Source organism: Bacillus sp. TH19 (assembly GCF_016651075.1).
Lineage (GTDB): Bacteria > Bacillota > Bacilli > Bacillales > Bacillaceae_G > Bacillus_A > Bacillus_A mycoides.
In genome coordinates, this window is sequence record NZ_JAEKEO010000007.1 from 2022132 (window position 1) to 2039888 (window position 17757).

Below are 17757 nucleotides of genomic sequence, written 5' to 3' on the forward strand. Positions count from 1 at the left end.
AATATACATTATTTATTAACGACAATTTACAGTCTATTTATTGGAAAGTATCATTAACACTATTAAATTAGTGTATATGTAACGATAATAAATGATGTTAAAAAACTATATGGAATTTTTATGAATATTACTGTAAGAAAATAATTTTTTAATAATTTTCAATAATAACACTTTACAAATTTTAAAAAATTAGTAGAATAAGAAGTAGTAAGAATCGTCTGATAAATATATAAAGAAAAACAGAATTATCAGAAAATTCTTAAATAGCTATCGTTTAGAATTAGGGAGGGTACAAAAATGAAAAAGAAAAAAATGAAAAAACTAACAGCAGTTGTAGTACCGGTTTTAGCAATGAGCATGGCATTAACAGCGTGTTCTACATCAGGCGGAGATAAAAAGACAAGCACAAACTCAAGTGGAGATAGCAAGTCAGAGGGAAAATTAGCGGCAAAACAAGTGTTGAATCGAACAGTAAACCAAGAGATTCCAACGATGGATTCTTCTAAATCAACAGATACAGTATCTTCACAAATGCTAGGGAATACGATGGAAGGATTATATCGTCTGGATAAAGATAATAAGCCTATTCCAGCTGCAGCAGAATCTAGCACGAAAAGTGAAGATGGTAAAAAATATACATTTAAACTGCGTAAAGATGCAAAATGGTCAAATGGAGATCCAGTAACGGCGAAAGATTTCGTATATGCTTGGCAACGTCTATTAGATCCAAAAACAGCTGCTGAGTATGCATTTATCGCATTCCCAATTAAAAATGCAGAAGTGGTTAATAAAGGTGAAAAACCTGTAGCTGAATTAGGAGTGAAAGCGGTAGATGATCTTACGCTTGAAGTTGAATTAGAGCAAGCGGTACCGTACTTCTTAAACTTAGTAGCATTCCCATCGTACTACCCATTAAATGAAAAATTCGTAAAAGAAAAAGGGGAGAAGTTCGGTATAGAGTCTGATACAACAGTTTATAATGGACCGTTCGTTCTTAAAGATTGGAAGCATGAACAAGGATGGCAATTAAAGAAAAATGATCAATATTGGGATAAAAAGACTGTAAAACTTGAAGAAGTTAACTTCAGTGTTGTTAAAGAACCAGCAACTCTTATCAATTTATATGATAGCGGTCAAGTTGACTTTGCTTTATTAACTGGAGAGTTCGTAGATAAATACAGAAATAAGAAAGATGAATTCGGAACATATTCACAAGTGAGTACGTATTTCATTCGTATGAACCAAAAACGTGATGGACAAGATACACCATTAAAGAGTAAAAAGTTACGTGAAGCAATTGCACTATCAGTTGATAAAAAGAATTTAGCAAACGTAATTTTAAATGATGGATCAAAAGAAGCTGACTTCTTAGTACCAAAAGGTTTAGCAACTGGACCAGACGGTAAAGACTTCCAAGAAACGTTTAAAAATGGTTTGAAACCAGATGCTAAAAAAGCTGCTGCAGCTTGGGAAGAAGCGAAAAAAGAGCTAGGTAAAGACCAAGTTACAATTGAATTCTTAAACTATGATACTGGTAATGCGAAAAAAGTTGGAGAATATATTAAGGACCAAATTGAGAAGAACTTAAAAGGTGTAACAGTTAACATTAAACTTCAACCATTTAAGCAAAAACTAAAATTAGAATCTGAGCAACAATATGATATTTCATACGGTGGTTGGAATCCAGATTATGCAGATCCAATGACGTTCTTAGATATGTTTGAGACTGGACATTCTCATAACCAAATGAGCTTCTCTGACCCTAAATATGACGGCATGGTGAAAAAAGCTGGAACGGAATTAATGAGCGATGCGAAGAAACGTTGGGAAGAGTTAGGAAAAGCTGAAAAAACATTACTTGAAGAAGATGTAGCGATTGTACCTTTATATCAACGTGGAGATTCTTATGTTTTACAACCAAATGTAAAAGGTGTAGTAAAACATAATATCAGTCCAGAATTTAGCTTTAAGTGGGCATACGTGACTGAAAAATAATAGAGTTAAAAAGGCATTCCAAAGTAGCTTAGCTACTTTGGAATGCTTTTTTTTAGCTCAGTTAAATAGAGAAGAATAAGGGGTATAGTATGTAAATACAGTAGATGAGGGATAAATCATACTAAATTACGAGGGAAAAATCTGAATATTTAAAATAAAACTATTTACAAACACGGAAAATAGAGTAGAATAATATTAGTTATAATTTTCTGAAAAGCAAATCCTTAGCAAGGGGTTTCTCAAGGGTTGGTATTGTACATATAATTGGGGAGGGTATAAAAATGAAGAGAAAAAAGATGAAAAAGTTAACAGCGGTTGTAGTACCAGTTTTAGCAATGAGTGTTGCATTGACAGCGTGCTCTGGATCAGGTGGGGAGAAGAAAACGACTACTACATCTAATAGTGGGGAAGAAAAAAAAGCTGATATTAAATATGCAGCGAAGCAAGTATTAAATCGTACGGAAAATCAAGAAATTCCGACGATGGACACTTCTAAATCTACTGATACGTTAGGGGCACAAATTTTAGGAAACACAATGGAAGGATTATATCGTCTTGATAAAGATAATAAGCCTATTCCGGCTGCTGCAGAATCAAGTACGAAAAGCGAAGATGGTAAAAAATATACGTTTAAACTGCGTAAAGATGCAAAATGGTCAAATGGAGAGCCTGTAACAGCGAAAGATTTCGTATATGGATGGCAGCGCTTACTTGATAAAAACACAGCGGCAGAATATGCGTTTATTGCCTACTATATTAAAAATGCAGAGGCAATTAATAAAGGTGAAAAACCTGCAACGGAATTAGGTGCAAAAGCGGTAGATGATTATACACTTGAAGTAGAATTAGAAAAACCAGTACCATATTTCTTAAACTTATTAGCATTCCCGTCATACTATCCATTAAATGAAAAGTTTGTAAAAGAAAAAGGAGATAAGTTTGGTTTAGAAGCAGATACAACGGTGTATAACGGACCATTCGTTATGTCTTCATGGAAACATGAACAAGGATGGCAGCTGAAGAAAAATGATAAATATTGGGATAATAAGACTGTGAAATTAGAAGAAATTAATTACAGCGTTGTAAAAGAAGTGGCTACAAAAGTAAATTTATATGATACAGGATCAATTGATTTCACACTACTATCAGGAGAGTTTGTAGATAAATATAAATCGAATAAAGATGAGTACGGTGAGTATGCAGAATCAAGTACATTCTTCTTACGTTTAAATCAAAAGCGTAACGGACAGGATACACCGTTAAAGAGCAAAAAACTGCGTGAAGCAATTGCGTTATCAGTTGATAAAAAGGGCTTAGCAAACGTTATTTTAAATAATGGATCAAAAGCAACAGATCAATTGGTTCCAAAAGGGCTTGCGACAGGACCTGACGGTAAAGATTACCAAGATACGTTTAAAAATGGTCTGAAACAAGATACGAAAAAAGCAGCAGCTGCATGGGAAGAAGCGAAAAAGGAACTTGGAAAAGATCAAGTTACAATTGAATTACTAAGCTATGATGATGGAACTGCGAAAAAGATTGCTGATTATGTTAAAGATCAAATTGAGAAAAATTTAAAAGGTGTAACGATTAATACGAAAATTCAGCCGTTCAAACAAAAATTAAAATTAGAGTCAGCGCAAGATTATGAAATCTCTTATGCAGGCTGGAGCCCAGATTATGCGGATCCAATGACATTTATTGATATGTTTGAATCGAAGAGCCCATATAACCAAATGAGTTATTCGAATCCGAAATACGATGAAATGGTGCAAAAAGCAGGTAATGAATTATTATCTGATCCGAAGAAGCGTTGGGAAGCGTTAGGAAAAGCAGAAAAATTATTCCTTGAAGAAGATGCAGGATTAGTTCCTTTATATCAAACAGGAAGATCATATGTAATGAAACCGAATGTAAAAGGCGTCGTTAAACATAACATCAGTCCAGAATATAGCTTTAAGTGGGCGTATGTAACTGAGGATGGCGGGAAAAAATAATATAGAGGCATTTTAAAAGTGGCTAAGCTGCTTTTGAAATGCTTTTTTTGTATGAATAGGAGAATAAGGCACATGGAAATTAGAAAGGAGTTCAACAATTGGATAGATAAATGATAGCAGAGAGTTCATATTGATGAGAAAAATATAGAACTTAGTAATAGAGAAGAATAAGAGGAGGTATGTTTACATATAGTAGATGGGGGATAATTCATATAGTAGTAATAGTAAAATAACAAGTTACTATCATAAAAAAATAAACTTTTAGAATATTCTTAAAAATACTTTACAAAACTGAAAAAAATAGTAGAATATTAATTAATAAGAATTTTCTGATAAATAAAGTTGGTAGAAATCTCTAAAAGTTAGTAGCGTACATATAATTGGGGAGGGTACAAGAATGAAGAAAAAGATGAAAAAGTTCACGGCGGTTGTAGCGCCAGTATTAGCGATGAGTATGGCGTTAACAGCATGTTCTGGGTCTTCCGGTGGGGAAAAGAAAACGACTACGACGTCTAATAATGGTGGGGAAGAGAAGAAATCCGATATTAAATATGCGGCAAAGCAAGTGTTAAATCGTACAGAAACGAATGAAATTCCGACGATGGATACTTCAAAAAATACAGATACACTTGGCTCGCAAATTTTGGGGAATACAATGGAAGGTTTATATCGCCTTGATAAAGATAATAAGCCAATCCCAGCTGTAGCAGAATCTAGTACAAAAAGCGAGGATGGTAAAAAATATACATTCAAATTACGTAAAGATGCAAAATGGTCAAACGGTGATCCTGTAACTGCGAAAGATTTCGTATTTGCATGGCAACGTCTAGTAGATCCACAAACAGCTGCTGAGTATGCATTTATTGCTTACTATCTTAAAAATGCAGAAGCAATTAATCAAGGGAAAGCAGAAGTTTCTACGTTAGGTGTAAAAGCAGTTGATGATTATACGCTTGAAGTTGAATTAGACAGACCGGTACCATATTTCTTGAACTTAATGGCATTTGCATCATACTATCCGTTAAATGAAAAGTTTGTAAAAGAAAAAGGGAAGAAATACGGTTTAGAGTCCGATACAACAGTTTATAACGGTCCATTTGTGCTTACTGATTGGAAGCATGAGCAAGGTTGGAAGTTGAAGAAAAATGATCAGTATTGGGATAAAAAGACAGTGAAATTAGATGAAATTAATTATAGTGTAGTAAAAGAAGCAGCTACTAGGGTGAATTTATATGATACAGGTGCAATTGATTTTGCACTTTTATCTGGAGAATTCGTTGATAAGTATAGAAATAAAAAAGATGAGTTTGGAGCATATTCGGAAACAAGTACGTTTTACTTACGTCTAAATCAAAAACGTGGTGGGCAAGATACACCGTTAAAGAGCAAAAAATTACGTGAAGCAATTGCATTATCGGTTGATAAGAAGGGTTTAACTAATGTAATTTTAAATGATGGTTCAAAACCAGTTGATTACTTAGTAGCAAAAGGTTTAGCAAGTGGACCAGACGGTAAAGATTTCGCAGAAACATTCAAGAATGGTTTAAAACAAGATTCCAAAAAGGCAGCAGCAGCTTGGGAAGAAGCGAAAAAAGAACTTGGAAAAGATCAAGTGACAATTGAATTATTAAATTATGATACTGGTAATGCGAAAAAAGTTGGGGAGTACGTGAAAGATCAAATTGAAAAGAATCTAAAAGGTGTAACAGTAAATATTAAACTTCAACCATTTAAGCAAAAACTAAAATTAGAATCAGATCAAGATTATGATTTCTCATATGGCGGCTGGAATCCAGATTATGCGGATCCGATGACGTACCTTGATATGTTTGAAACAAAGAATTCTCAGAACCAAATGAGCTACTCAAATTCAAAATATGATGACATTATTGATAAAAGTAAGACAGAATGGATGGCTGATGCAAAAAAACGTTGGGCAGAGTTAGGGAAGGCAGAGAAATTGTTACTTGAAGAAGATGTAGCGCTTGTACCTTTATATCAAAGTGCTAAAGCATATGTTATGCAACCAAATGTAAAGGGAATTGTGAAACATAATATTAGTCCGGAATATAGTTTCAAATGGGCGTATGTAGAAGAGAAATAATAAAAGAAACAAGCATTTTCAAGTTGCGGTATTATAGCACTTGAAAATGCTTGTTTTTCTGTGCACTATTTTTTTATGGATGAATATATGTATTATAGAAAACTCAAAGGAGAATCTCATGAAACGAAACACATACATTGATTTTCTAGCTTATTACGGAATAGGGAGTGCTCATCCTGGTGGTTTTACGTTAACGAAGCAATTGCTATCTCAATTGCCACTTAGACACGGAGCAAATGTTCTTGAGATAGGTTGCGGTACTGGGAAAACAGCGGCGTATATGACAAAAGAATTGGGTTATAAAGTGACAGCGGTTGAAAAGAATGAAATTATGATTCAAAAAGCGAAAGATAGATGGTTGTTTGATGGTTTAAATATACAATTGATTCAAGGCGATGTAGAAGGGTTACCGTGTTTAAATGATTCTTTTGAGCTTGTACTTGGAGAATCTATACTCGCTTTTACAAATAAAGAAAAGGTTATTTCGGAATGTTATCGTGTATTACAAAAGGATGGAAAGCTTGTTGTCATTGAAATGATTACCGAAAAACATATTGAGAAGAAAGAGGAGGAAAAGATTGGACAGTTATACGGTATGAAAGAATTATTAACTGAGAATGAGTGGATTCATTTATTTAAAGCAGCAAATTTTAAAAGAATTACAATTGCCGGTGGCGGAACTATTGCAGAAACAGTTGCAGGACATGTGGAAGAGCCAGAGTGGAATGTATCACCGTTTATTCCGGAAGAATTGTATGAGGCGTGGGTGCAACACGAACAAGTACTGCTTATGTATCAACATATTTTAGGGCATCGGATTTTTATATGTGAAAAATAGAAAAAGAGTTGGCTAAAGATAGTCAACTCTTTACTATGTTAGATGAAAAATAATGCAGCCAAAGTAATTCCAAAAATAAAGCCAAATCCGAGTTCAAGGCCCCAGCCACCGCCAAAGCCACAACCGCCGCAACCACGACGACCACATCCGCAGCCACCGAATCCACTACCGAATCCACCATCGAATCCACCACCACATCCAAATCCACAGTTATCACATCTGCTAAGACCGCCGCAAATATCACATCCGCCATTTAAATATGCGCCATGGTATCCAAATCCTGTATCAAAAGATGAACGCTGCTGTACTGGCTCAATCCAAACAGAATCATTTGTCACGTCTATTATTTTTCCTAAATGGATATGACCATCACGATCTTCAATTCGAACAACTTTTCCGAAATAACGTTGGCATGTATTATAACATTTTTGTCTATGCATGTTCTTTCCTCCTTCCGTATTACCGTAATACGATATGTAAGCAGGACAAGTGCGGCTTGTACGAATGACCTATCTATCATAATTGTTATACGAAAGGGGAAATATACGAACAGGATACATAACGAGGAGGAAGAGAAATGAAATCTACAGACCAATTTCAGACGTACGAAGTTCCTTGGGAGGAATTAATAGAAGCACTGCGAGGTGAAATGAAGAAACAAGTAGGAGCGGATATTATTGATACGGTCGTATGTAATTTGGAAGATGGTTTTGAAGTGTATACATATGTGCAGGGGGATTTGGATTTCGAGTATACAGAAGCTCTTGAACGAAAATATGGGAGTGACGGGAAAATCCCTAATTTGTTAACAGTTATGCTGGTAGCTAGCATTTATAATACGGGTGAAGAGAATATACGTTTACATGCAGATCAAAAGGAAAATCCGATTGTTGAAGTATATGTGAAGAAGTAAAGAGTGCGCTAATTATAGCGTGCTCTTTATTTCTTGTATTGAAAAGAAAATCAAACTTTAATGGTGGAATTTATAGCGGGAAAAGTATGAAATCTATGTATTATTTCAGATATATAATAAGGAAAAAATTCGAAATAAAATATGGGAGTAGTTCATTTTTGTTTACATAATGTAATTGCTTTGAACTGTTGTCCTAAAATACAAGTCATATATCTTGTTTCCTCTCATAAATTTAAACATAGGAATTTGTCTACAAAGGTGGCGAAGCCTCATCATGAAAATTCGAATTTGTGCCACGTTCATGCTGTTTCTATTTATATGTTTACCTTTTTCAGTTTTTGCAAAAGGAGAGGAGGCAAAGGAAAGGGTCGTTTCACTTGTATATGATGATTCGGGCAGCATGAGAAATAACGATCGCTGGAAGTATGCCAATTACGCCTTGCAAAGTTTAGTTGCGCTATTAGATGAGAAAGATAAATTTTCTTACGTTCCAATGAGTAAGCCGGATGCTCCATTAAACATTTCATTAACAAAGGATCAAAGGCAAACAGAAATTGAGGGGATTGGGGCGTGGAAAACATATTTAAATACTCCATTTAGCGCAGTAGAAACGGCGATGCAATCTATAAAAAAGGAAGCAGATATAGATGGGAAACGTGAATTTTGGCTTATTGTATTAACTGACGGGGCATTTAATGATTTGGAGAAAGATAAGATTGGCGGAAAAGAACAAATTACACAGAAGTTAGCACAGTTTAAGAAAGAGATGGATTCTAAAAAGATCTCTTTACACCCAGTCTTAATCACGATGGAAGAGGATTTAGGGCAGCAAGAGAAGCTGCAGTTAAATACGTTTAAAGAGATTTGGAAAAAAGAAATGAATGGAGTTGTCATGCCGTCTAGCGGTGAGGATGGTATTGTACAAAGTGTGAATCAAGTGGCAGCATTAGTTGCAAATCGTGATCCATTTTCTTCTGTTGAGTCGATTGTCAAAACGAAAATAGTAGGGAAAAAAGTAGAGATTACAACACCGTTTCCATTAAAGCGTATGACGCTTGTACGACAATCACCTTCTTTGTCTAATTATAAAGTTATGCAACTTTCCAAACCGTTACAATTGCAGTCTTCTTTTTCTATACATGCACCAGGAGAAGCTAAATTATTCGGAAATATAGTGCATGTAAGTACAGCGAATCAGGAAGTGATTAAGCCAGGGACATATACGATAGAAGTGGATCAGGACATTGAAAAAGAGGGATTACAAGTACTTGTTGAACCAGCGCTTAATTATACTGTTTCTACGTACGACAAAGATGATAAAGATAGACAAAATGTTGAGAAAATGTATGAAGGTGTGACAGCTGTTATTGAAGCGAAACCTACTGAATTACCAATTCAAACTTCTTATTTCGAAGCAGAAGTAGAAATAGACGGAAAGCAGTATCCGATGAAGTGGGATGATAAAAGACATGTGTTTTATTACGAGACAAAGGTTGGTAAAGAGTTAGTACGCGGGAAAGTCCATATGAATATAAAGGGATTTTATAGACAGACGAAAGAATTCAAGATTGAACCAGCTGAAAAACCAAAATTAACACTTCAAGCTGTTACGAAAGATTATGAAGAAAAGGTAACAAATTTAGAAAATAGTAAACCATTTATTTTACAGCCCCAGTTAAATGGTAAACCGATGACAGAAGAGGCTGTAAAGAAACTATTAAAATCTACTGGTGTCACATCGAATCAATCGATCAACTATGAATTAAAACAGCATGGTAGTCAAGTTTATGTTTATCCTCGACCTTATTACTCCGACACATTCAATTTTACAGATACCGGCACCGTAGAGGCTACCATCACGATCAATGATTCAAAATTACAAGAAGTAAAGGAAAAGATTGTACTGCACATTGAAAATGCGCCGTTTTTTGAGAAGTATGCGCTCGTTTTTAAATTTGTAATTCCTATTACTTTATTACTTTTAATAGTAGGGATTATTATTTTAGGATGGATTGTTCGTCCGAGATTTCATAGGAAAGCATTACTGTATTACGAATGGGATCAAGAAGTAGCGAAAGATTGGCTTTATCAATCTGAACCAGAGTTACTTAAAAATAAATGGTGGAAGCACTATTTTGGCATTCCATTCCGAGCAGAAAGAAAGACGGTGCAATCTGTAACATTAATAGCGAAAAAAGGATCGAAATCTATATTTGTAGCAAAAGAATCGCAAGTGGTTGGGATGATTATTGATGGGATGTTTATAACAGAGGAAGAGGTAGGAATGGTGCATAAGACGTTGTATCCAAATGAACTTTTAGTAATTGATAGAGGATATGGTAAGGAGATTTACCGGTACGAATGTGAATAGTAGATAGGGTGTAAGAGGGGCGGAGGAGGCCCGGCTCTCTTTATTCTTCTTTTCAAACAAGCAAGAATAGGAAGGTGGTTCACATGACATTACAAGTTCCAACAATTTTAATTGGTTTAGGTGGAATCGGTAGTACTGTCACACATCAAATATATGAAAGATTACCTGAGGAGCGTCGTAAAAAGGTAGCGATGCATGTATTTGATACAGATGTGAATACATTGAGTAAATTTGATCATATTCGGAAGTTTAAGACGCAAACGAGCTCGAGTAAAACACCGAGAGAGTATATTGCGGGAGATCCAACGATTCCAGAGTGGTTTCCGATGGACCCGACTATACTTGATAAACCGTTAACAGAAGGGGCTGGACAGTTACGCGTCATTTCACGGTTAGCGTTACGTGCTGCGATGAAAGAAGATAAACTCACATCGTTTTGGCAAGAAATCGAGAAGATTTTTCCAGTTACAAGTGATCAAACCGAATATGGTGTACGTGTCATTATTGTAACATCACTAGCCGGCGGAACAGGTTCAGGGATGTTTTTACAAATCGCATTATATTTGCGTGAGATGCTCCGGAAGAAATTGCAGCATCATAACATTTTAATTCGCGGTGCGTTTTTAATGCCAGATGTTTTAGTTAAGACGAGAACGGTTAGTGCGAAAGAGTTTGAAACTGTGCAAGCGAATGGTTATGCATCGTTAAAAGAGTTGCACGCTATTACGCTTGGATCGACTGGTGAATTATCAAAACGAGGCGGCGTAACGATTGAATTAGAATATCGTCCTGATCAAGTGGATGAAGATGGAAGAACAAACCATACGATAAAGCAGCATCATTTACCATACAATTATTGTTTCTTATATGATTATGAAAATTTACATGGGCACCATTTGCACAATTTATCGGATTATATGGAGCAAATGGCAAATACGATTTATTTACAGTTATTTAGTCCAATGTCTGCAAATCATTTTGCTCAAGAAGATAATCAAATTCAGCAATTGGCAGAATCGAGTGGGAAAGGGAGATATTGCGGAGCAGGAACGGCAAAACTTATTTATCCGTATGAGCACGTTTTGAAATACTGTGCTTTAAAATGGGCGGTGCAAGGTTTAGATGAATCTTGGCTTCATTTAGATCAACTGTTTCAAGAAAAAAAGCAAAGATACGATCAAGATGTAAAACGCGGTATGCAGCGTGAAAAGCCAGAGCGCGGGAAAAGTTATTTAGAAGACTTAGAGCATCTTGCTACTCGGCCAGAACAAGCTCATATTTTTTATAGACAAATGTACCATGAAACACGTGAAGGGGCAGAGGGTGGTAAGCTCGGTGTTGCAAAATCAAAATTGTTTTTAGATGCTGTAGAGAGTTACGTACACCGTACAGTGCAAAAAGATGAGGAATTAAACCGCCTGCAGCATGAGTGCAAAATATCGGCTGCGAAGCTTAAAATGATGGAACAAATGAAGGGGGAAGTAGCGAGAGTTGATCATGCGGTTCGTTTATATGCTTATGCCATTCCGAGTCGTGTACATGAGCATGTTACTACCCTTTTATATGACATGATCGAATCAGACCGCTTTACACCGAGTGGCTCAGAAGGACAGTCTTATCAATTAAATACATGGTTTTTAAAGAAAACGGATCCAGTTCATCCAGTTGCAGCACGTTTTATGCTGTATGAAATTCGTAAGCAGTTAGTAGAGAAGATGAATCGACTACATGAAAATAATGAACAAAAGCGTAATTTAATTCAAAACTACGATAAGAAATTTAATGTGAGTAATATTGATGGAACTGTAACGGCTGTTCGCCGCGTTGAAATTGCGCAGCAACAAGGCTGGTTTGGAAAAATGATTAATAATCAGCAGCGTTTGTTTAAAAAAGAATTTGAAGATATTGTAACGCAGTACGTACACAAATTAAGTGAGTATCGTAAAGAAATGTTGTTAGAACTCGTGTATCAATCGCTATACCAAGCAGTTGATAAAATGATTCAATATTGGGAAAGATTCTTTGATAATTTATACGAAACACGTGAAAATTTATTGTTTGAAATCCAAAAGCGAAGCAAGGAATTTGAGGGGAAAACGAACCCGACGAATGTGTACGTATTAGCTGAAGAGAAATTGCAAGAAAAGATTTGGCAAGATATGCAGCAACATTTAAATTTAGGTGTATTACCGAAAGATATATCGTCCGAAATTTATATGAGCTTGTACGGGGAATATTGTCGTGATGCGAAAGCCGAAGAAATTCAGTCGAAAAAGGTGGAAGACTTCTATCGTGAACATATATTGAGTTATTGTTATGACGAACTTCAAGTGCGCTATCGTGACAAATTAGAGCTTAATATCGTTGAAGCATTGCGAAAAGAAGCAGATTTCAAGAAGCGTGATCGTGATGAATACGTTCGTGAAAAAATTGAAGATCTTTTCCATTTAGCAAGTCCGTTCGTTCCGAAAGTTTCTCATCATAGAGAATTACAATATTGGGGCGTACATCCATCTTTAAAACAAGAATTGCAAGAAGAGTTATTGCAAGAAATGTTTAAAGAAAAAGATACGGTAAACGAGGCGTTTTCACCATTTGAAGTGATTTGTTATCGTGCTCATTACGGATTATCGCTACAAGATTTTCCTAAGCTTTCATCTGGACATATTGCGAATGGTTTTATGAACGATAAAGGTGATTATTTTCAATCGTATTATCGCCGCGTGAACAAATTAAATAGTAAAAAATCTAGTTTGACGCCGCATTTAGATAAATATTGGCACTTACCAGCCTTTATGCCAGACTTGAATGCAACGCAAACGAAGTTAGATTACGACAAATGTAATCGTGCTCTTCTATACGCGTATATGTATCGCTGGATTAGCTTAGTTGCTGTTGATGGACAATTCGTGTATCAATATAATGGTGTCGGCCGTAGCTTTTTAATCCAGTCGATGGGGAAAAATATTTCAAGTGAAAGTTATAAGTTGCACAGAGCATTGCTTCATAATCCGTTTATTTATGAAAACATCTTGTCACGATTTGAAGAAGAACAAGAAAAGGCAATGATACAAGGTGGACATTTATATACACATGCATTTGTATTAGGCGCTCAAGATATAAGATGGCTCCGTAAAGAGCATGTTCATAATATTTTAGATATGATTTTAATGTATGACCGTGAGGCAAAATATGACCCGACGTTAGAAGAAACATCTGACGATTTGTTAAGGTTATTCCTTGATGAAATTGAGCTGTATTTCCAAAACTATTACGGAACAGGTGCAGATATGGTTGCAAAGAAAGAGAAAGAGATGTTTATGAAACAATTGTGGGATCGTTCGTATGCGAAAGGGTATGTGGATCCAAATAGTGCGCCTTATAAAAAATGGCAAAATATATTACATGTTCCCGATGAAGAAGAAGTGCCAAAAACGAATGTATAATGAGTGAAAAGGGAATCCTTAAGAATGACAATACAACTTTAGAAATGAGGGATTCCGATGCCGTTTTTAGGTAGTGTATATCAAATATTTGGATTATATCCAGAAATTTATTATGGAATGATTTCAGCGGAAATCGCTGAACAACAAATGGAAGAACAGAAAGAACAAGAAAATCAAGAGACTGAATTATAAAACCATGCAGGCTACTCGCCTGCGTGGTTTTTTCGTGTTACAATAAAGCGAATTTTTTAAGGGAGAGAATAAGATGAAATGGATATACTTTATTATTATTAACGTTATAGCATTTAGTATGATGGGGATTGATAAGCGAAAAGCAAAGAAAAAACAGTGGAGAACGCCAGAAAGTACGTTGTTTTTATCAGCTGTAGCTGGAGGAGCGGTTGGAGCTTGGATTGGTATGTATATGTTTCATCATAAGACACATAAAGGTAAATTTGTCTTCGGTATTCCAGTGCTCGTTATTATAACAGTAGGAGTGTTTTTATACATATAAAGGATTTGCAAGAGGAATGTCGAAAGAAATGCAGATTGAATATTGGTAAAGTAAGTATGTGAGACTTTATAATGAAGAAAAAAAGAGAAGAGGAGAAAAAGGAAGATGGGGAGTCAAACAGCAGAGCAAAAGCAGGGGATTATATATGCAGCAGGTGCGTATACGATGTGGGGAGTCCTTCCGATTTATTGGAAATGGGTGGAGGAAGTACCGGCAGATGAAATATTAGCGCATCGCATCGTTTGGGCATTTGTTTTTATGTTGTTAGTTTTAGGAGTAACGAAGAGGTTTCGTCAGTTTGGTGGGGAGTTAGTGGCCCTTTTTAAACGACCTAAATTATTAATGTCATTAACAATTGCTTCGGTACTTATTAGTGGAAACTGGTTTGTATACATATGGGCCGTAAATCATAACCATGTAATCGAAGCAAGTCTTGGGTATTATATTAATCCACTTATAAGTATTTTACTTGGTACAGTTGTTTTAAAAGAGAAGCTTAATTTTTGGCAATATGTTGCGGTTGGTTTAGCTGGATTGGGCGTTGTTATTTTAACGATACGTTTCGGATCAATTCCATGGGTTTCTCTTTCACTTGCTTTTTCATTTGGATTATATGGATTAACGAAAAAATTATTAAATTATGATGCAACAATTGGGCTTACGATGGAAACGATGTTAGTGACGCCATTTGCACTTATATATTTGTTTATGACAGGAGTTCATGGCTTTGGTTCGTTCGGTTCTATTTCGGCAATATCAACGTTTCTTTTAATAGGGGCAGGTATTGTTACAGCGTTACCACTCTTTTATTTTGCTAAAGGAGCACAACTTATTCCGCTCTATATGATAGGATTTTTACAATACATCGCGCCGACTATTAGTTTAATTTTAGGTGTGTTCGTTTTTGGTGAACATTTCACATCTACTCATATGATTGCGTTTTTCTGTATATGGATTGCTTTATTTGTCTTTTCAATGGCGAAAACAAAGTTTCTACTACAGAAGCAACCAAAATTTATTAAAAATAAATCAGCAAAAGTATCATAATGCGTAGTATTTTCTACGCATTTTTCTTTATACTTATATTATATAGAAATTCCATTATAGTCAGTGAGGAGCTGAAAAACATGGAAACAATTTTACATAATGATCCACTTATAGCAGCTATAATTTCTTGGTTTTTAGCACAGTTAACGAAAGTCGTTTTTAAATTAATAAAAACAGGCGAGTTTGATTTTGCTAAGTTCTTTGCTTCAGGTGGAATGCCAAGTTCGCATGCTTCGACTGTTACTGCACTTGCTACAGGTGTCGGAGTGGTGGAAGGTGTGGAGAGTCCAATATTTGCGGTTGCCGCTATTTTTGCCATTATTGTTATGTACGATGCTTCAGGAGTAAGGCTTGCGGTAAGTAAGCAAGCGAAAATATTGAATGATTTTTTTCATGGTAGACAAACAGAATATAAAAAGTTAAATGAGCTCGTTGGACATACACCGTATCAAGTTGTTGTTGGTGCACTATTAGGAATTGTTGTCGGGGTTGGGTATTGTTTGTAAGCAGAATGTGTGTAATGCACGTTCTGCTTTTCTTTGTTTTCATACATATTTAGATGAGTTTTCGAATATCGTATACGGACTTAGAAAGGGTGGGTGAGCGGTGTGCTACTATATGACAAAGTGTATGAGGAGATAGAGCGGAGAACGACTGCACTTCAAACGATGCAAAGGCAAGACGGAACGTGGCAATTTTGTTTTGAAGGAGCTTTGCTAACGGATTGTCACATGATTTTTTTACTCAAATTATTAGGGCGAAATGACGAAATAGAACCGTTTGTGAAAAGGTTAGTATCTCTTCAAACAAATGAAGGGACTTGGAAATTATACGAAGATGAAAAGGGAGGGAATTTATCCGCGACGATTCAAGCATATGCTGCTTTACTTGCTTCGGAAAGATATTCGAAAGAAGCTATGAATATGAGGCGAGCTGAAATGTTTATTAAGGAACACGGGGGAGTTTCTCGTGCTCATTTTATGACGAAATTTTTATTAGCGATTCATGGAGAATATGAATTTCCTGCGCTTTTTCACTTTCCAACGCCAATCTTATTTTTACAAGATGACTCCCCCCTCAGTATATTTGGGCTAAGCAGCTCAGCGCGTATACATTTAATTCCGATGATGATTTGTATGAATAAGAGATTCCGTGTAGAGAAAAAGTTATTGCCAAATTTAAATCATATTGCAGGCGGGGGTGGGCAATGGTTTCGAGAGGAGCGGTCTCCGCTGTTTCAATCGTTTTTAGGTGATGTGAAAAAGGTAATATCTTATCCATTATCGTTACATCATAAAGGATACGAAGAAGTAGAGCGCTTTATGAAGGAGCGTATAGATGAAAATGGAACATTATATAGTTACGCCAGTGCTACGTTTTATATGATTTATGCTTTGCTTGCATTAGGGCACTCTATTAAGTCTCCAATTATTGAGAAAGCTGTGACAGGATTAAAATCTTATATATGGAAGATGGACAGAGGAAGTCATTTGCAAAATTCTCCTTCTACCGTATGGGATACCGCTTTACTTAGCTATTCATTGCAAGAAGCTAAAGTTACAAATGAAAATAAGATGATTCAAAGGGCGACGGAGTATTTATTGCAAAAACAACAAACTAAAAAGGTAGATTGGAGCGTACATGCATCATCACTTGTAGCTGGCGGTTGGGGATTTTCAGATGTTAATACGACGATCCCTGATATAGACGATACTACAGCTGCCCTTAGAGCGTTAGCGCGAAGTAGAGGGAATGATAGAGTAGATGATGCGTGGGGAAGAGGCGTGGAATGGGTGAAAGGATTGCAAAACAATGATGGAGGCTGGGGAGCTTTTGAACGAGGGGTAACGAGCAAGTTACTATCGAATTTGCCGATTGAAAATGCGAGTGATATGATAACCGATCCGTCCACACCAGATATTACAGGTAGGGTGTTAGAATTATTCGGAACGTATGCACCGAATGAGTTGCTTGAAGAGCAAAAAAAGAAAGCTATCAAATGGTTAATGGATGTACAGGAACAGAATGGATCATGGTATGGAAAATGGGGGATATGTTATATATATGGGACATGGGCAACGATGACAGGCTTACGTGCATTAGGAGTGCCTTCTACTCATCCAGCGTTGAAAAAAGCAGCTTCATGGCTCGAACATTTGCAGCATGAAGACGGAGGGTGGGGAGAATCCTGTCAAAGTAGTGTAGAGAAAAAATTTATTTCTTTACCTTTTAGTACGCCGTCACAAACAGCGTGGGCACTTGATGCACTCATTTCTTACTACGATCAAGAAACACCGATTATTCGAAAAGGAATTTCATATTTGCTCGCGCAGTCTACTATGAATGAAAAATATCCTACTGGTACAGGGTTACCGGGGGGCTTTTATATTCGCTATCATAGTTATGGGCATATATATCCGTTACTTGCTTTAGCGCACTACGTAAAGAAATATAGAAAATAAACCGAGAGATATTCTCGGTTTATTTTGATGGGTAGTAGGTCCCTGTTGAAAAGAATAAGGAACGTTGTAG

General features: G+C 36.1%; 13 protein-coding genes. 12 read left to right on the plus strand and 1 reads right to left on the minus strand.

The genetic code is table 11. The annotated features are described in order from the left end of the window. Window positions 1–297 precede the first annotated feature (297 nt). The 4 genes from JFU54_RS14265 to JFU54_RS14280 all read left to right on the plus strand — a co-directional run bounded on the left by JFU54_RS14265 (window position 298) and on the right by JFU54_RS14280 (window position 6934). Window positions 298–1995 carry a peptide ABC transporter substrate-binding protein gene (locus JFU54_RS14265; protein WP_063219666.1) on the plus strand — a complete coding sequence of 566 codons (1698 nt, stop codon included), beginning with the start codon at window positions 298–300 and terminating at the stop codon, window positions 1993–1995. Between the two features lie 281 nt (window positions 1996–2276). Next, window positions 2277–3992 carry a peptide ABC transporter substrate-binding protein gene (locus tag JFU54_RS14270; RefSeq protein WP_201064859.1) on the plus strand — a complete coding sequence of 572 codons (1716 nt, stop codon included), beginning with the start codon at window positions 2277–2279 and terminating at the stop codon, window positions 3990–3992. Window positions 3993–4389: 397 nt separating this feature from the next. After that, window positions 4390–6096, plus strand: coding sequence for a peptide ABC transporter substrate-binding protein (locus tag JFU54_RS14275; protein ID WP_201064862.1), 1707 nt, complete (start codon window positions 4390–4392; stop codon window positions 6094–6096). A 118-nt stretch (window positions 6097–6214) separates the two neighbouring features. After that, entirely contained in the window at window positions 6215–6934 is a 720-nt protein-coding gene (locus JFU54_RS14280; protein WP_016092062.1) for a class I SAM-dependent methyltransferase, read from the plus strand. 38 nt (window positions 6935–6972) lie between these two features. Here the strand turns inward: JFU54_RS14280 and JFU54_RS14285 are convergent, their stop codons facing one another. Beyond that, complete coding sequence (locus JFU54_RS14285; RefSeq protein WP_201064867.1) at window positions 6973–7374, minus strand: hypothetical protein; 402 nt, start codon at window positions 7372–7374, stop codon at window positions 6973–6975. A gap of 137 nt (window positions 7375–7511) precedes the next feature. Between JFU54_RS14285 and JFU54_RS14290 the strand changes: the two genes are divergently transcribed. The 8 genes from JFU54_RS14290 (at window position 7512) to JFU54_RS14325 (ending at window position 17687) form a co-directional block, all read left to right on the plus strand. Continuing rightward, on the plus strand, window positions 7512–7847 hold the full coding sequence (locus JFU54_RS14290; protein ID WP_201064870.1) for a hypothetical protein: 336 nt from the start codon (window positions 7512–7514) through the stop codon (window positions 7845–7847). 274 nt (window positions 7848–8121) lie between these two features. Beyond that, window positions 8122–10218 carry a vWA domain-containing protein gene (locus JFU54_RS14295; RefSeq protein ID WP_201064872.1) on the plus strand — a complete coding sequence of 699 codons (2097 nt, stop codon included), beginning with the start codon at window positions 8122–8124 and terminating at the stop codon, window positions 10216–10218. An 83-nt stretch (window positions 10219–10301) separates the two neighbouring features. Continuing rightward, a complete protein-coding gene (locus JFU54_RS14300; protein WP_002087746.1) occupies window positions 10302–13664 on the plus strand; it encodes a tubulin-like doman-containing protein in 3363 nt (1120 codons plus the stop codon). Window positions 13665–13721: 57 nt separating this feature from the next. Next, entirely contained in the window at window positions 13722–13856 is a 135-nt protein-coding gene (locus JFU54_RS14305) for a hypothetical protein (protein WP_002014348.1), read from the plus strand. Window positions 13857–13929: 73 nt separating this feature from the next. Further along, entirely contained in the window at window positions 13930–14178 is a 249-nt protein-coding gene (locus tag JFU54_RS14310) for a DUF1294 domain-containing protein (protein ID WP_201064874.1), read from the plus strand. Window positions 14179–14283: 105 nt separating this feature from the next. After that, a complete protein-coding gene (gene rarD, locus JFU54_RS14315; RefSeq protein ID WP_002014350.1) occupies window positions 14284–15225 on the plus strand; it encodes an EamA family transporter RarD in 942 nt (313 codons plus the stop codon). An 80-nt stretch (window positions 15226–15305) separates the two neighbouring features. Continuing rightward, a complete protein-coding gene (locus JFU54_RS14320) occupies window positions 15306–15731 on the plus strand; it encodes a divergent PAP2 family protein (protein ID WP_000447809.1) in 426 nt (141 codons plus the stop codon). Between the two features lie 102 nt (window positions 15732–15833). Beyond that, complete coding sequence (locus JFU54_RS14325; RefSeq protein ID WP_201064876.1) at window positions 15834–17687, plus strand: terpene cyclase/mutase family protein; 1854 nt, start codon at window positions 15834–15836, stop codon at window positions 17685–17687. Window positions 17688–17757: the final 70 nt, after the last annotated feature.

Excerpts from the sequence above, each read along its gene's own strand:
- JFU54_RS14265 (WP_063219666.1), top strand. The coding sequence starts at position 298 with ATGAAAAAGAAAAAAATGAAAAAACTAACAGCAGTTGTAGTACCGGTT.
- JFU54_RS14270 (WP_201064859.1), top strand. The coding sequence starts at position 2,277 with ATGAAGAGAAAAAAGATGAAAAAGTTAACAGCGGTTGTAGTACCAGTT.
- JFU54_RS14275 (WP_201064862.1), top strand. The coding sequence starts at position 4,390 with ATGAAGAAAAAGATGAAAAAGTTCACGGCGGTTGTAGCGCCAGTATTA.
- JFU54_RS14280 (WP_016092062.1), top strand. The coding sequence starts at position 6,215 with ATGAAACGAAACACATACATTGATTTTCTAGCTTATTACGGAATAGGG.
- JFU54_RS14285 (WP_201064867.1), bottom strand. The coding sequence starts at position 7,374 with ATGCATAGACAAAAATGTTATAATACATGCCAACGTTATTTCGGAAAA.
- JFU54_RS14290 (WP_201064870.1), top strand. The coding sequence starts at position 7,512 with ATGAAATCTACAGACCAATTTCAGACGTACGAAGTTCCTTGGGAGGAA.
- JFU54_RS14295 (WP_201064872.1), top strand. The coding sequence starts at position 8,122 with ATGAAAATTCGAATTTGTGCCACGTTCATGCTGTTTCTATTTATATGT.
- JFU54_RS14300 (WP_002087746.1), top strand. The coding sequence starts at position 10,302 with ATGACATTACAAGTTCCAACAATTTTAATTGGTTTAGGTGGAATCGGT.
- JFU54_RS14305 (WP_002014348.1), top strand. The coding sequence starts at position 13,722 with ATGCCGTTTTTAGGTAGTGTATATCAAATATTTGGATTATATCCAGAA.
- JFU54_RS14310 (WP_201064874.1), top strand. The coding sequence starts at position 13,930 with ATGAAATGGATATACTTTATTATTATTAACGTTATAGCATTTAGTATG.
- rarD (WP_002014350.1), top strand. The coding sequence starts at position 14,284 with ATGGGGAGTCAAACAGCAGAGCAAAAGCAGGGGATTATATATGCAGCA.
- JFU54_RS14320 (WP_000447809.1), top strand. The coding sequence starts at position 15,306 with ATGGAAACAATTTTACATAATGATCCACTTATAGCAGCTATAATTTCT.